The sequence below is a fragment of the Mesorhizobium sp. M0848 genome, assembly GCF_040319805.1.
GTDB lineage: Bacteria > Pseudomonadota > Alphaproteobacteria > Rhizobiales > Rhizobiaceae > Mesorhizobium.
Genome location: NZ_JAMYOM010000013.1, coordinates 80,049 through 93,674 on the forward strand (window position 1 = coordinate 80,049; position 13,626 = coordinate 93,674).

General features: G+C 61.8%; 12 protein-coding genes. 10 read left to right on the plus strand and 2 right to left on the minus strand.

All coding sequences use genetic code 11. The features are described from left to right. Nucleotides 1–63 precede the first annotated feature (63 nt). The 10 genes from frr to lpxB all read left to right on the plus strand — a co-directional run bounded on the left by frr (nucleotide 64) and on the right by lpxB (nucleotide 10,531). Nucleotides 64–618, plus strand: coding sequence for a ribosome recycling factor (gene frr, locus NKH95_RS16700; RefSeq protein ID WP_023812931.1), 555 nt, complete (start codon nucleotides 64–66; stop codon nucleotides 616–618). 34 nt (nucleotides 619–652) lie between these two features. After that, nucleotides 653–1,387 (plus strand): isoprenyl transferase, encoded by a 735-nt coding sequence (locus tag NKH95_RS16705; protein ID WP_023812930.1) that lies wholly within the window; start codon nucleotides 653–655, stop codon nucleotides 1,385–1,387. Further along, nucleotides 1,384–2,199, plus strand: coding sequence for a phosphatidate cytidylyltransferase (locus tag NKH95_RS16710; protein WP_352892069.1), 816 nt, complete (start codon nucleotides 1,384–1,386; stop codon nucleotides 2,197–2,199). The genes NKH95_RS16705 and NKH95_RS16710 overlap by 4 nt, the downstream gene beginning before the upstream one ends. Nucleotides 2,200–2,303: 104 nt before the next feature. Beyond that, nucleotides 2,304–3,446, plus strand: coding sequence for an RIP metalloprotease RseP (rseP, locus tag NKH95_RS16715; protein WP_023812928.1), 1,143 nt, complete (start codon nucleotides 2,304–2,306; stop codon nucleotides 3,444–3,446). A gap of 217 nt (nucleotides 3,447–3,663) precedes the next feature. Then, nucleotides 3,664–6,030: an outer membrane protein assembly factor BamA gene (gene bamA, locus NKH95_RS16720; protein WP_352442395.1), complete on the plus strand. Its 2,367-nt coding sequence runs from the start codon at nucleotides 3,664–3,666 to the stop codon at nucleotides 6,028–6,030. A gap of 75 nt (nucleotides 6,031–6,105) precedes the next feature. Continuing rightward, nucleotides 6,106–7,164 carry a UDP-3-O-(3-hydroxymyristoyl)glucosamine N-acyltransferase gene (gene lpxD, locus NKH95_RS16725; RefSeq protein ID WP_352442396.1) on the plus strand — a complete coding sequence of 353 codons (1,059 nt, stop codon included), beginning with the start codon at nucleotides 6,106–6,108 and terminating at the stop codon, nucleotides 7,162–7,164. Beyond that, nucleotides 7,157–7,624 (plus strand): 3-hydroxyacyl-ACP dehydratase FabZ, encoded by a 468-nt coding sequence (gene fabZ / locus NKH95_RS16730; protein ID WP_013531753.1) that lies wholly within the window; start codon nucleotides 7,157–7,159, stop codon nucleotides 7,622–7,624. The genes lpxD and fabZ overlap by 8 nt, the downstream gene beginning before the upstream one ends. Before the next feature lie 13 nt (nucleotides 7,625–7,637). After that, nucleotides 7,638–8,471, plus strand: coding sequence for an acyl-ACP--UDP-N-acetylglucosamine O-acyltransferase (gene lpxA / locus NKH95_RS16735; RefSeq protein ID WP_352442397.1), 834 nt, complete (start codon nucleotides 7,638–7,640; stop codon nucleotides 8,469–8,471). Next, a complete protein-coding gene (locus tag NKH95_RS16740) occupies nucleotides 8,443–9,360 on the plus strand; it encodes an LpxI family protein (RefSeq protein WP_352442398.1) in 918 nt (305 codons plus the stop codon). Before lpxA ends, NKH95_RS16740 begins: the two co-directional genes overlap by 29 nt. Next, nucleotides 9,353–10,531, plus strand: coding sequence for a lipid-A-disaccharide synthase (lpxB, locus tag NKH95_RS16745; RefSeq protein WP_128303625.1), 1,179 nt, complete (start codon nucleotides 9,353–9,355; stop codon nucleotides 10,529–10,531). The genes NKH95_RS16740 and lpxB overlap by 8 nt, the downstream gene beginning before the upstream one ends. Nucleotides 10,532–10,599: 68 nt before the next feature. Here lpxB and gltA read toward each other — a convergent pair whose 3' ends face one another. Beyond that, on the minus strand, nucleotides 10,600–11,928 hold the full coding sequence (gene gltA, locus NKH95_RS16750; RefSeq protein WP_027036654.1) for a citrate synthase: 1,329 nt from the start codon (nucleotides 11,926–11,928) through the stop codon (nucleotides 10,600–10,602). Between the two features lie 185 nt (nucleotides 11,929–12,113). Then, a complete protein-coding gene (gene gltX / locus NKH95_RS16755; protein ID WP_023812921.1) occupies nucleotides 12,114–13,538 on the minus strand; it encodes a glutamate--tRNA ligase in 1,425 nt (474 codons plus the stop codon). Between the last annotated feature and the right edge of the window lie 88 nt (nucleotides 13,539–13,626).

Sequence of the window (13,626 nt, forward strand, 5' to 3'; positions counted from 1 at the left end):
GAAGTTCGATTCGAAGACGGCCCCGAAGCAGTGAGCCCGCATTAGACGGTCGAGGAGATAAAGATGAGTGGTGAGTACGACGATCTCAAGCGGCGCATGGATGGGGCCATTGCCGCGTTCAAGCATGATCTGGCCTCGCTGCGGACCGGTCGCGCCTCCAGCAATCTGCTCGATGCGATCCAGGTGCAGGCCTACGGCACCACCATGCCGATCAATCAGGTCGCCAACGTCTCGGTGCCGGAGCCGCGCATGATCTCGGTATCGGTATGGGACAAGTCGATGGTTGGCGCGGTCGACCGCGCGATCCGCGAATCCAATTTGGGGTTCAACCCGATCGTAGACGGCACCAACCTCAGGATTCCACTTCCCGAACTTAACGAACAGCGCCGCAAGGAACTGGTCAAGATCTCGCACACCTACGCCGAGAACGCCCGTGTCGCCGCGCGCCATGTGCGCCGCGACGGCATGGACTTCCTGAAGAAGGCGGAGAAGGACGGCGACATCAGCGAAGACGATCAGCGCAAGCGCTCGGACCAGGTCCAGAAACTTACCGACGAGACGATCAGCAACATCGACCACCTGCTTTCCGATAAGGAAGCTGAAATCATGCAGGTTTAGGGTCATGGCCGCCGGCTGACCCGAAAGCAAGAACATGGCAACGCCCGCGCATGTCGCGATCATCATGGACGGAAACGGACGCTGGGCCAAGGCGCGCGGCATGCCCCGTCTTGCGGGCCACCGTGCCGGTGTCGAGGCGCTGCGCAAGACGGTGCGCGCGGCACCTGGGCTCGGCATTTCCTACCTGACCGTCTATGCTTTCTCGTCGGAGAATTGGTCGCGGCCGAAGTCCGAGGTCAGCGACCTGATGGGCCTCTTGAAAATGTTCATCCGCCGTGACCTTGCTGAACTGCACCAGAGCGGTGTGCGGGTTAGAATCATCGGCGACCGGGCAGGGCTGCAGTCTGATATCAGGGGACTGCTCGATGAGGCCGAAACGCTGACGGCCGCAAACGAATCGCTGACGCTGGTGATCGCCTTCAACTATGGCGGACGAGACGAAATCGTTCGCACGGCACAAAAGCTTGCGGCGGCCGTGGCGCGTGGCGAACTCGACGCCGAGGCGATATCAGCCGAAAGTTTTGCCGGCGCGCTTGATACGCAAGGCATTCCCGACCCGGAACTCGTCATCCGCACCAGCGGCGAGCTTCGGTTGTCAAACTTCCTTCTGTGGCAAGCCGCCTATAGCGAACTCGTCTTCCTGCCTTGCTATTGGCCCGACTTCAGCCGCGAGCACCTTGCGGAAGCTTTGCGTGAGTTTGCTGGCCGCGAACGCCGTTTCGGCGGACTTGGAGGCCAGGACGTCGCTTCGCGACCGGCCGCGGGATGAGCAATCTTCAACTCCGTATCGTTTCGGCGATCGTGCTCGCCATCATCACTCTCGGCTTGACCTGGATCGGCGGTTTGCCGTTCCGGCTGCTGTGTGCCGTGATCGTAGCGGCGATCTTCTATGAATGGACCCGCATGTCGCGGCCAAACGGGGCAACGGGTCTGGGTTTCCTGCCGGAAGCACTGCTGGTTGTCTTCATTGGCGCCTTGATTGGCGGCCTGGCCTCCTCCTGGCTGCTACCGCTTGTGGCGGCCATTGTTGCCGCAACGGCGATAGCCGCCTCGGTTCGCAAGACCGGACAATGGGATGCGAGCGGCCTTGCCTATGCCGCGGTTTCAGGCCTGTCGCTCGCCTTGCTGCGGGATGGCGATCGTTCAGGCCTCATTGCCATCCTGTTCCTGTTCGCGGTCGTCTGGGCCACCGATATCCTTGCCTATTTCGTGGGGCGCGCCGTTGGGGGGCCGAAACTGGCGCCGGCGATCTCGCCCGGCAAGACGCGCAGCGGCGCACTCGGCGGCGCTGTCGGCGGCGTCGTCGCCGGGCTGGTCCTCGCCGCAGCTGCCGGTGTCGGCAATCTGGTATTGCTCGGCTTGGTCGCGCTCGTGCTGTCGATTGTCTCGCAGGCAGGCGACCTGTTCGAATCCTGGATCAAGCGCCGCCATGGCCGCAAGGATTCGGGGGCGCTCATCCCGGGCCATGGCGGCGTCATGGATCGTGTCGACGGGCTTGTCGCAGCGGCATTCGCCCTATACGTCATCGGCTGGATTTCGGCGAACGCCGATCATCCGGCGCAGGGTCTGTTTCCCGTTTGAGCGATGTCATTTCAGGGTCCTATGCGCGGTGCGCCTTGGATTCGCCCGGATTGGTGTCACAGTCACGGCGCAGTCTGCGCCGTGGAAGAATTTGAGGGTTTGTCTTGAACGAGATTCTTCACGCGCTTTTCAGCACAGAAGGCTTTGTCCTGGGCACGCTGGTGCCATTCCTCTTCGTGCTGACAGTGGTCGTGTTCGTCCATGAAATGGGCCATTACCTTGTCGGGCGCTGGTGCGGCATCGGTGTCAGGGCCTTCTCGATCGGCTTCGGCCCGGAACTTTTCGGCTTCAACGACAGCCACGGCACGCGCTGGAAACTGTGTGCGATACCGCTTGGCGGCTATGTCAAATTCGTCGGCGACATGAACGCCACATCGAGCCAGCCCACGTCGGAAGAAATTGAAACGCTGACCGAGGAAGAGCGCAAGGTCGCCTTCCACACGCAGCCGATCTGGAAGCGCGCGGCAACGGTGGTGGCCGGACCGTTGTTCAATTTCCTGCTGACGATCGTCGTCTTTTCCGTGCTGTTCACCGCCTATGGCCGCTATGTCGCCGAGCCCATGGTGGCCGAGGTGACCGCCGACAGCCCGGCGGCGAAGGCCGGCATTCTTCCCGGCGACCGATTCGTCAGCGTCGACGGCAACAAGGTCGAAACCTTTGGCGACGTTCAACGCCTGGTCTCGGGCCGTGCCGACGACGCAATCACCTTCGTCATGCTGCGCGACGGCCAGGAGGTCACTGTGACCGCGGCGCCGCGGCTGATGGAACAGGAAGACGCGCTCGGCAACAAGGTCAAGGTCGCCGTGATCGGTGTCGTCAATAACAAGGAACTCGGCCAGCCGAGGCTCATCACCTACACGCCGGTCGGAGCGGTCGCGGCGGCGGTCGAGGAAACCGGTCACGTCATCCAGCGCACCGGCCAGTTCCTGCAGCGCTTTGTTGTCGGGCGCGAAGACAAATGTCAGCTGGGCGGTCCGGTGAAGATAGCCGACATGGCGGGCAGGGCTGCGAAACTGGGATTCGAATGGCTCGTGCAGCTGGTTGCACTGCTATCCGTTGGCATCGGAATTCTGAACCTTTTGCCGATTCCCCCCCTCGACGGCGGTCACCTCTTGTTCTACGGGGTGGAGGCTGTCATTCGCCGTCCGGTGTCGGAACGGATGATGGAAATGGCCTATCGGGCCGGGTTGCTTCTGGTGCTGTGCTTCATGGGGTTCGTTTTTTGGAACGATCTGTTTGGGTGCTGAAATCATGAAGAAATTTGGCTTCTGCATGGACGATGTTGAGACGCCGTTTACCATGCAAGGGGATATGAGTGACGCGAAAGCCACGCCGCAGGGTTAAGTAAATACAAATTAACCAGAAGCCTTGCGTGTAGGGAAAATCCGGTTAATACGGTAGGGGAAATTACCGCACGTCCGGTTTTCTCGCCGTGGGGACTACGAGAAAAGGTTATTAAGCCCGATGAAGGCAGCATCCAAGTTTCTAAGCGCCGCGTCCGCGGTGACCCTGTCCGCGGCCATGGTCGTGCCAGGCGCGCTCGCAGTGCAGTTCGTTGCCACATCGGCGGCTGAAGCCGCTGTCGTCAGCAGAGTCGAAGTGAGCGGCAATCAGCGTATCGACGCTGAGACCATCCGCAATTACATCACCATCAAGCCGGGCAAGGCTTTCTCCAGTTCCGATATCGACGGTGCGGTCAAGGCGCTCTTCGGCACAGGCCTGTTTTCGGACGTGCAGATCAACCAGGTCGGCTCGACGCTGGTGGTCAAGGTTGCCGAGTACCAGGTTGTCAACCAGGTGCTGTTCCAGAACAACAAGAAGCTCAAGGACAATGCGCTTGCGGCGGCCGTGCAGCTGAAGCCGCGCGGAACGTTCTCGCAGGCGACGCTCGATGCCGACGTGGAATCGGTCAAGGCTGCATACAGGCGCATTGGTCGCGACGATGTGACCGTGACCACGCAGGTCATGCAGCTTGGCGACAATCGCGTAAATGTTGTCTTCAACATCGCTGAAGGCGATCGCACGCAGATCGCGGCGATCAATTTCGTCGGCAATAGCGCCTATTCCAGCCGCCGCCTGTCGGATATCATCAACACCAAGCGTTCGTCCTGGGTTTCCTTCATCCTGCGCGACGACGTCTATGACGACGACAAGCTGCGCGCCGACCAGGAGCTGCTGCGTCGCTTTTACTACAATCATGGGTATGCCGACTTCCAGGTCGTGTCCGCTGTCGGTGAACTCGACAGTGCGACGAACAAGTACACGGTCACCATCACCGTCCAGGAAGGCGACCGCTACACGTTCGGTGACGTCAGCGTCGAGAGCTCGATCCCTGAAGTCGACGGCAAGTCGCTGGAATCGGTGATCGAGACCCACAAGGGTGACGTCTACAACGCCAAGAACGTAGAGGATTCCATCATCGCGCTGACCGAGAAGGTGGCCGGTTCCGGCTATGCCTTCGCGCAGGTCACGCCGCGCGGCGACCGCAATTTCGAGAACCACACCATTTCGGTTGTCTATACGATCGACCAGGGCACCAAGGCCTATATCGAACGCATCGAGATCCGCGGCAACGATCGCACGCGTGACTATGTCATTCGCCGTGAGTTCGACGTCAGCGAAGGCGATGCCTTCAACCAGGTGCTCATCCAGCGCGCGAAGAAGCGTTTGGAAAACTTGAATTACTTTGAGAAAGTCGACATCTCGACCGTGCCGGGCTCGCAGCCTGACCAGGTCGTTCTGGTGGTCGATGTGGTCGAGAAATCGACCGGCGAGTTCTCGGTAGGCGCTGGTTATTCGACCGGTGGCGACACGGCCGGTCCGTCGGTCGAAGGCTCGGTGACCGAGCGCAACTTCCTCGGTCGTGGCCAGTTCATCAAGCTGTCGGCGGGCGGCGGCAAGAATTCACGCGACTACAGCCTGTCCTTCACCGAGCCTTATTTCCTCGGACGGCGCATCGCTGCCGGTTTCGACATCTTCAAGCAGACCAGGGAATACGACAACTACGAAAGCGACACTGTGGGCGCGACGGTGCGCTTCGGTCTGCCGATCACCGACAGCATCTCGACCCAGTTGGCGTACAACATCTCGCAAGAAAAGTATAAGCTGGAAGACGATTGCGTGACCGGCGGCGTTTACGATCCGGCGAAGTGTGACGTTTCCACGGCTATCCTGGATGGCATCGAACAAAGCCCTTGGATCAAGTCGTCGGTCAGCCTCGGGCTGGTCTACAACACCATCGACGATATGAAGAGCCCGCACGAGGGTATCTACGCCACCACGACGGTAGAAGTCGCAGGCCTCGGCGGTGATGCCAAGTTCGTGAAGGTCACGGGGCGCGGCAGCATCTACCAGACGTTGTCGGAGCAGTACGACCTAGTCGGGCTCATTTCAGGTGGCGCTGGCCATGTTGAAGGATACGGCAGCGATGGTCTGCGGATCTTCGATCAATTCCAGAGCACCGATCGCATGATCCGTGGCTTTGCCTATGGCGGCATCGGTCCTGTCGATATTGCTACGGGCGACCATCTCGGCGGCACGACCTATTTCAATGCGTCCGCAGAAGCTCAGTTTCCGTTGCCGGTCGTACCGGAAAGCTTCGGCTTGCGTGGCGCTGTCTTCGCGGATGCGGCAACGCTCTATGGAAGCAAGGTCGACACCGCTGGCGTCACCCAGGACTCGGTCGGCATGAAGTTGCGTGCCTCGGTCGGCCTCGGCCTGATGTGGGCGTCGCCGTTCGGTCCGATCCGTATCGACTATGCGATCCCGGTCAAGAAGGAAGCGCGCGACGACGTGCAGGAATTCAACTTCGGCATATCGACCCGCTTCTGATCGGCGGCCAACGATGCTCCCGGGTCTTCAGGGTCCGGGAGAAATGTTCCGACCTAGCTGGATATAGCTTCTGGAATGACCGATCCGGTGTTCTTCGCGCCATCACGCCGGTATACGGCGGGCGAAGTCGCGAATCTGACCGGCTCGGTGCTCGTCGATTCCGGCCACTCAGATATTTCGATCGAAGCACTCGCGCCAGCCAGCGAGGGCGGCGAGAATGCGCTCGTCTTTGTCGACGGCAAGCGCAATTCCGCGCTGATGCCGTCGCTGCGGGCAGCCGCGGTCCTGTGCCCGGCGGAATTTGCCGGCAAGGCGCCGGCCGGCGTTGCCGTTCTGGTTCATCCGCGTCCGCAACAGGCCTTCGCGTTTGTCGGGCGTCTGCTGTTTCCGAGGGCGGCGACACCAGGGCCGATGACCAGTGAAACCGGCGTCTCGCCGCACGCTCATGTCGATGCGACCGCGCATGTCGAAGCCGGTGCCGTCATCGAAGCCGGCGCGGTCATCGGGCCAGGCGCTTCGATCGGCAGCGGTACCGTCATCGCCCCAAATGCGGTCATCGGACAATCCTGCCAGATCGGCCGCGACGGCTATGTCGGTCCAGGCGCGAGCGTCCAGTATGCCTTGATCGGCAATCGCGTCATCATTCATGGCGGTGCCAGGATAGGCCAAGATGGTTTTGGGTTCGTCGGCGGGGCCAAGGGGCCCGAGCGCGTGCCGCAGATCGGTCGTGTCGTTATCCAGGACGACGTCGAGATCGGCTCCAACACCACCGTCGATCGCGGCGCCATGTCCGATACGGTCATCGGCCAGGGCACCAAGATCGACAATCTCGTGCAGATCGCCCATAACGTCCGCATCGGCCGCAATTGCATAATAGCCGGGCTTTCGGGTATTTCGGGTTCTGTGATCGTGGGTGACAATGTCACCATGGGCGGCGGCGTCGGGCTTGCGGATCACCTGACCATAGGGACAGGGGCCAAGCTTGCCGCCAGAAGTGGATTTATGAGCAATGTCCCTGCAGGCGAGATCTGGGGCGGCTATCCGGCACAGCCGATGGCGGAAGCCATGCGGGAGATAGCCATGCTGCGCAAGCTCGCCAGGACCCGCAAACAGGGCGAGGGAGGCAATGGCTGACATGATCGCGTCGACGACGCTGGAAGCGGTCGACATCATGGGGCTGATGAAGCTCCTGCCGCACCGCTATCCGTTCCTGATGATCGATCGTATCGTCGACATCGATGGCGACGAATCCGCCATCGGCATCAAGAACGTGACCATAAACGAGCCGCATTTTCAGGGCCATTTCCCTGAGCAGCCGGTCATGCCGGGTGTGCTCATCGTCGAGGCGATGGCGCAGACGGCCGGCGCCATCTGTATCCGCAGCCTGGGCACCGAAAAGCCGTCGCTGGTCTATTTCCTGACCATCGACAACGCCAAATTCCGCAAACCGGTCGTTCCCGGCGACCAGTTGAAGATCTATGTCAAGAAAATCAAGAAACGCGGCAACCTGCTCAAATTCGCTTGTGAAGCCATGGTCGACGGCGCCAAGGCGGCCGAGGCCGAGATTTCAGCCATGATGGTCACCAGCGACTGACGATCGAGTGCTTATGAAAATCAGAACATCCATTCATGCTTCCTCCATTGTCGAGGAAGGCGCCCAAATCGGCCAAGGCGCGCGCATCGGGCCGTTCTGCCATGTCGGGGCCGATGTGGTGATCGGCGACGACGTCGAACTGGTCAGTCATGTCTCGGTGATGGGCGCGACGTCGATCGGCGCCTCGACCAAGGTCTACCCGATGGCGACATTGGGCGCGCCGCCGCAAAACACCAAGCACAAGGGCGGCCGAACCACCTTGGTCATCGGCAGGAACTGCACGATCCGCGAAGGCGTGACCATGCATCTCGGTACCGATTCCAGCCGCGGCGAGACCACGGTCGGCGACAATGGCAATTTCCTTGCCTACGCCCATATCGCCCATGATTGCGTCGTCGGCAACAATGCGACGTTCGCCAATGGCGCAACGCTGGGCGGCCACTGCGAGGTCGGTAACAATGTCTATATCGGCGGCCTGACCGCAGTGCATCAGTTCGTCCGCATCGGCGACAACGCCTTTCTGGGCGGTTGCTCCGCGATCGTCGGCGATGTCATCCCCTTTGCCATCGCGGTCGGTAACCGCGCCAGCCTGCGCGGTCTCAACATCATCGGCCTCAAGCGCTCCGGTCTGCCGAGGTCCGAAATCCTTGTGCTGCGCAAGGCTTACAGGATGATCTTCGATCGTTCCCGCACCGTTGGCGAGAACATCGAATTCGCCAAGGCGGAGTTCGTGTCGTCGCCGACCGCCATGAAGATCATCGATTTCATTACCAGTCGCGGCAAGCGGCACTATGCTGTGCCGTCGCTCAAGGGCGGCGATGGCGACGATGTCGATGACGAAGACTGAGACAGCGGCAGCGCGTCTTGATCTTCCGCCGGGCTCCAGGGTCGGCATCATTGCCGGCGGCGGCAGTCTGCCGGTCGAAGTCGCGGCCGGTTCGGCTGAACAAGGTTATCCGCCCTTCGTCATCCTGATGGAAGGCGAAGTCGACCGCATCGCGGAACTCTCCCGATACGATCACGAAAACCTCGCTCTGGAAGGTATAGGCTCGCTCGTCCCATTGCTGCGGCGGCACCGGATCACCCATCTGGTGCTTGCAGGCGAGATCAAGCGCCGGCCGCGATTGCTTGCGCTGCGCCCCAGTCTCAGCCTGCTCGCGGTGATTCCTTTGGTCGTCATGGCGCTCGCGCGTGGCGATGATGGTCTTCTAAAGATCTTGGCACGGGGCCTCGAAGCGCGTGGAATAAAGGTCGTTGGCGCCCACGAAGTAGTGCCGAATCTTGTCGCCGCCGAAGGCGTGCTGACCAAGGCCGAACCGCGAAAATTGGACTGGCGTGATATTGAGGCGGGCCTTGCGGCAGCAAAGGCCATCGGGGCGCTGGATGTCGGCCAGGCGGCGATCGCGGTTGGCGGCCGGGCAATCGCGCTGGAAGGCATCGAAGGAACAGCCGGCCTGCTTGATCGTGCGAAGCTGCTGCGCGGCCACGGCCGTATTGCGGGCAAGACCCGCGGCGTCCTCGTCAAGTGCGCCAAGCCTGGTCAGGAACTGCGCGCCGATCTTCCATCCATCGGTCCGCAGACGGTCGAGGCAGCGCACGCGGCCGGGCTCGCCGGCATTGCCGTCGAGGCGGGACGCTCGCTGATCCTCGAAGGTCCTGGAACCATCGCACGCGCCAATGCACTCGGCCTGTTCGTCCTTGGCCTGCCTGTCGCCACGGAGCCGCGCAATGGCTGACAGGGCATTGAAGATCGCGATCGTTGCCGGAGAGGAGTCCGGCGACCTGCTCGGCGCCGACATAGTACGCTCGCTCAGGCAGGCGGCCGGGCGCGAGGTGCAACTCGTCGGCCTCGGCGGCCGTCATTTGCAGGCGCTGGGACTGGTCTCGCCATTCGATGCCGGTGAGATCGCCCTCATGGGGTTCAGTGCCGTCCTGCGCGACCTGCCGCGCCTGATACGGCGGATCAGCCAACTGGCCAAGACCGTTGCCGACGAAAAGCCGGACTGCCTTGTCACCATCGACAGTCCGGACTTTTCGTTGCGCGTCGCCAAAAAGGTGCGTGCGGCCAACCCGTCGATTCCAATCATCCACTATGTCTGCCCGAGCGTATGGGCGTGGCGGCCGGGCAGGGCGGTGGCGATGAAGCCCTATGTCGACCACATCCTCTGCATCCTGCCTTTCGAGGTCAAGGAGCTCGATCGGCTCGGCGGGCCACCGGGCACTTATGTCGGGCATCGCCTGACCCACGATGCGGGCTTGCTGGCCGCAGCCAAGGCGCAGGAGCTGCCGCGCGACCTTTCTCCTGATCGCGTCAAGACCCTGCTCGTCCTGCCCGGTTCGCGGCGTGGCGAGGTACGGCGGCTGCTCGACCCGTTCGGCGAGACGGTGTCGATTCTGCGTGCGCGTGGCCACCGCCTACGGCTGCTGCTGCCGACCGTTCCGCATGTCGCCGACCTCGTCAAATCCTCCGTCAACCGCTGGGATGAAAAGCCTGAGATCATCGTCGATCCCCAACGCAAATGGCAGGCTTTCGGCAAAGCCGATGCGGCGCTGATCGCGTCCGGGACGGTATCGCTGGAACTGGCGCTGGCCGGCGTGCCGATGATTTCCTGCTACAGGCTCGACCCGGTCGCGCGCGTCTTGGCGCCGTACCTCGTTTCCGTCTGGTCGGCGCTGCTGCCCAATCTGATATCGGATCGAGCGCTTATTCCGGAATTCTACGACGGCTACATCAAGCCGAACAATCTGGCCCGGCAATTGGAAGCCCTGTTCGCCGACAGCGGCATGCGCGCCTGGCAGAAGAATGGATTTGCAGAGATCACGCGGCGCATGGCGACGGATAGACCGTCCGGCGAGATCGCCGCGCAGGTGGTGATGCGGTATATCAAGAGAGGGAATAGTCAGTAGGGAGTAGGGAAGTTGACCGTGCCTACTGCCTACTGCCCAATCCCCAATCCCCAATCCCTACTCCCAATTCACCGCTTGGCGATCGGCACGTAGTCACGCTCGGGTGCGCCGGTATAGAGCTGACGCGGGCGGCCGATCTTCTGGCGCGGATCCTCGATCATCTCTTTCCACTGGGCGATCCAGCCGACGGTGCGGGCGACCGCGAACAGCACGGTGAACATGGTGGTGGGAAAGCCCAGCGCCTTCAGCGTGATGCCGGAATAGAAGTCGACATTCGGGTAGAGCTTCTTCTCGATGAAATAGGAATCGGTCAGCGCGATCTTTTCCAGCTCCATGGCGATGTCGAGCAGCGGATCGTCCTTGATGCCGAGCTCGCCCAGAACCTCATGTGCCGTCTTCTGCATGATCTTGGCGCGCGGATCGTAGTTCTTGTAGACGCGGTGGCCAAAGCCCATCAAGCGGAACGGGTCGTCCTTGTCCTTGGCGCGGGCGATGAATTCGGGGATATGATCGACATGGCCGATCTCGCCAAGCATGTTGAGCGCCGCTTCATTGGCGCCGCCATGCGCCGGTCCCCACAGGCAGGCTATACCGGCGGCGATGCACGCAAACGGGTTGGCGCCCGACGAGCCGGCGAGACGAACGGTCGAGGTCGAGGCGTTCTGCTCGTGGTCGGCGTGCAAAATGAAGATGCGCTCCATGGCGCGCGCCAGCACCGGGTTGATCTTGTATTCCTCGCACGGCACGGCAAAGCACATGTGCAGGAAGTTGGCGGCGAAGTTGAGCTCGTTCTTCGGGTAAATGAACGGCTGGCCGATGTGGTATTTGTAGGCCATCGCCGCGATCGTCGGCATCTTGGCGATCAGCCGCATGGAGGCAACCATGCGCTGGTAGGGGTCGGAGATGTCGGTGGAGTCGTGGTAGAAGGCCGACAGCGCGCCGACCACGCCGCACATCACCGCCATCGGATGCGCGTCGCGGCGGAAGCCGGTGAAAAAGCGCGACATCTGCTCATGCACCATGGTGTGGCGCGTCACGCGATAGTCGAAGTCGTCCTTCTGCGCCTTGGTCGGCAATTCACCGTAGAGCAGGAGATAGCAGACCTCGAGGAAATCGCCATGTTCGGCCAACTGGTCGATCGGATAGCCGCGGTGCAGGAGGATGCCGGCGTCGCCGTCGATGAAGGTGATTTCGGACTCGCAGCTTGCCGTCGAGGTGAAGCCGGGATCGTAAGTGAAGGCGCCGGTGGTTGAGTAGAGCGAGGCGATATCGATGACATCAGGCCCGACCGAACCACTTCGCACCTTGAATTCATGGGTCTTGCCGGCGAATGCAAGCGTTGCCGTGGCCTCCTGGGTCTTGCCGCCCAAATCCATTTTTTTCGCAGCTTCGGTCATTGCAAACTCCTTCTTGTTTCCTCATGCCGGCAAAGGCAAAATTCTGCAGAGCGACACGTCGAAAATCACCGCAATGCGCGTATTCGCCACCGCATCTCAGGAGGTGCGTGCCAGATTGGGCCAAGGCCTAATGTTGCACTGCGAAACCCGCCTTTCAATGCCAATCTTCTTGGGCCAGTTTGCTCCTAATCGATTTGATCTGAGATGCGCGCCAGGCTTTCCTCGCGGCCGAGCACGGCGAGCACATCGAACACGCCCGGCGAGGTGCTTTTGCCGGTCAACGCAGCGCGCAAAGGCTGGGCCACCGCGCCGAGCTTGTGACTGCCGGCCGCTGCCACCTCGCGGATCGCCGCCTCCGCCGAGGCGGCTGTCCAGTCACCCGCAAGCCCGTTCAAAGCTTCGTGAGCACTGCGCAGGATCTTGCGGGCATCGTCGGTAAGCAGAAGGGCCGCCTTGTCGTCGATCGGCAGGGGGCGCGTGGCGAACAGGAAGGCCGCGCCATCGACGAGCTCGACCAGTGTCTTGGCGCGCTCCTTCAGGCCCGGAAGCGCTGCCAGCAACTGCGCCTTGGTGCTGTCGTTCAGGCGCGCGGCGATCGCCGGGCCACCTTCGAGATAGGGCAGGGTGGCGATGAAGATGTCGAACAGTTCGGCATCGCTCATGCGGCGCATATGCGCGCCGTTGATCGCCTCCAGCTTGGCGAAGTCGAAGCGCGCCGCGCCCTTGTTGACATCGCCGATGTCGAACCACGAGATCATATCCTTGATCGACATGATCTCGTCGTCGCCATGGCTCCAGCCAAGGCGCGCCAGGTAGTTGAGCAGCGCCTCCGGCAGGTAGCCCATGGCGCGATAGGCCTCGACGCCAAGCGCGCCGTGCCGCTTCGACAGCTTGGCGCCATCGGCGCCGTGGATCAGGGGGATATGCGACATGGACGGCACGTCCCAGCCCATGGCGTTGTAGATCACGGTCTGGCGAGCGGCATTGGTCAGATGATCGTCGCCGCGAATGATATGGGTGACGCCCATATCATGATCATCGACGACGACGGCATGCATGTAAGTGGGATTGCCGTCAGAACGCAGGATGATGAAGTCATCGAGATCCTTGTTGGGAAAGCGCACCTCGCCCTGGACACGGTCATGGACGATGGTCTCGCCTTCGGTCGGCGCCTTGATGCGGATGGCGCCCTTGACGCCTGCGGGCGCCTCAGAGGGGTCGCGGTCGCGCCAGCGGCCGTCATAGCGGGGCGGCAGCCCCTTGGCTCTGGCAGCCTCGCGCATGGCCTCCAGTTCGGCTGGCGTGGCATAGCAATAATAGGCCATGCCCATGCGCACGAGCTCCTCGGCCACCTCGCGGTGGCGCGGCGCACGCTCGAACTGTGACACCGGCTCGCCGTCCCAGCTCAGGCCAAGCCAGGAAAGCCCGTCGAGGATGGCAGCCGTCGCGGCTTCATTGGAGCGTTCACGGTCGGTGTCTTCGATGCGCAGCAGCATCGTGCCGCCAGTGTGCTTTGCATACAGCCAGTTGAACAGCGCCGTGCGCGCGCCGCCTATGTGCAGATAGCCGGTGGGCGAGGGGGCAAAACGGGTGACGACCTTGTCGGACATGGAACTCTCGGAAACCATCTGAAGCGGGTGCGGTTGCGCGGACTTTCGCGCGCCCGGCGTTCATGTAGCATAGGGTGTCGAGGGCGCA

What these genes read in the sequence shown, in the direction of transcription:
- frr (WP_023812931.1), top strand. Translation starts at nt 64, where the DNA reads ATGAGTGGTGAGTACGACGATCTCAAGCGGCGCATGGATGGGGCCATT.
- NKH95_RS16705 (WP_023812930.1), top strand. Translation starts at nt 653, where the DNA reads ATGGCAACGCCCGCGCATGTCGCGATCATCATGGACGGAAACGGACGC.
- NKH95_RS16710 (WP_352892069.1), top strand. Translation starts at nt 1,384, where the DNA reads ATGAGCAATCTTCAACTCCGTATCGTTTCGGCGATCGTGCTCGCCATC.
- bamA (WP_352442395.1), top strand. Translation starts at nt 3,664, where the DNA reads ATGAAGGCAGCATCCAAGTTTCTAAGCGCCGCGTCCGCGGTGACCCTG.
- lpxD (WP_352442396.1), top strand. Translation starts at nt 6,106, where the DNA reads ATGACCGATCCGGTGTTCTTCGCGCCATCACGCCGGTATACGGCGGGC.
- fabZ (WP_013531753.1), top strand. Translation starts at nt 7,157, where the DNA reads ATGGCTGACATGATCGCGTCGACGACGCTGGAAGCGGTCGACATCATG.
- lpxA (WP_352442397.1), top strand. Translation starts at nt 7,638, where the DNA reads ATGAAAATCAGAACATCCATTCATGCTTCCTCCATTGTCGAGGAAGGC.
- NKH95_RS16740 (WP_352442398.1), top strand. Translation starts at nt 8,443, where the DNA reads ATGGCGACGATGTCGATGACGAAGACTGAGACAGCGGCAGCGCGTCTT.
- lpxB (WP_128303625.1), top strand. Translation starts at nt 9,353, where the DNA reads ATGGCTGACAGGGCATTGAAGATCGCGATCGTTGCCGGAGAGGAGTCC.
- gltA (WP_027036654.1), bottom strand. Translation starts at nt 11,928, where the DNA reads ATGACCGAAGCTGCGAAAAAAATGGATTTGGGCGGCAAGACCCAGGAG.
- gltX (WP_023812921.1), bottom strand. Translation starts at nt 13,538, where the DNA reads ATGTCCGACAAGGTCGTCACCCGTTTTGCCCCCTCGCCCACCGGCTAT.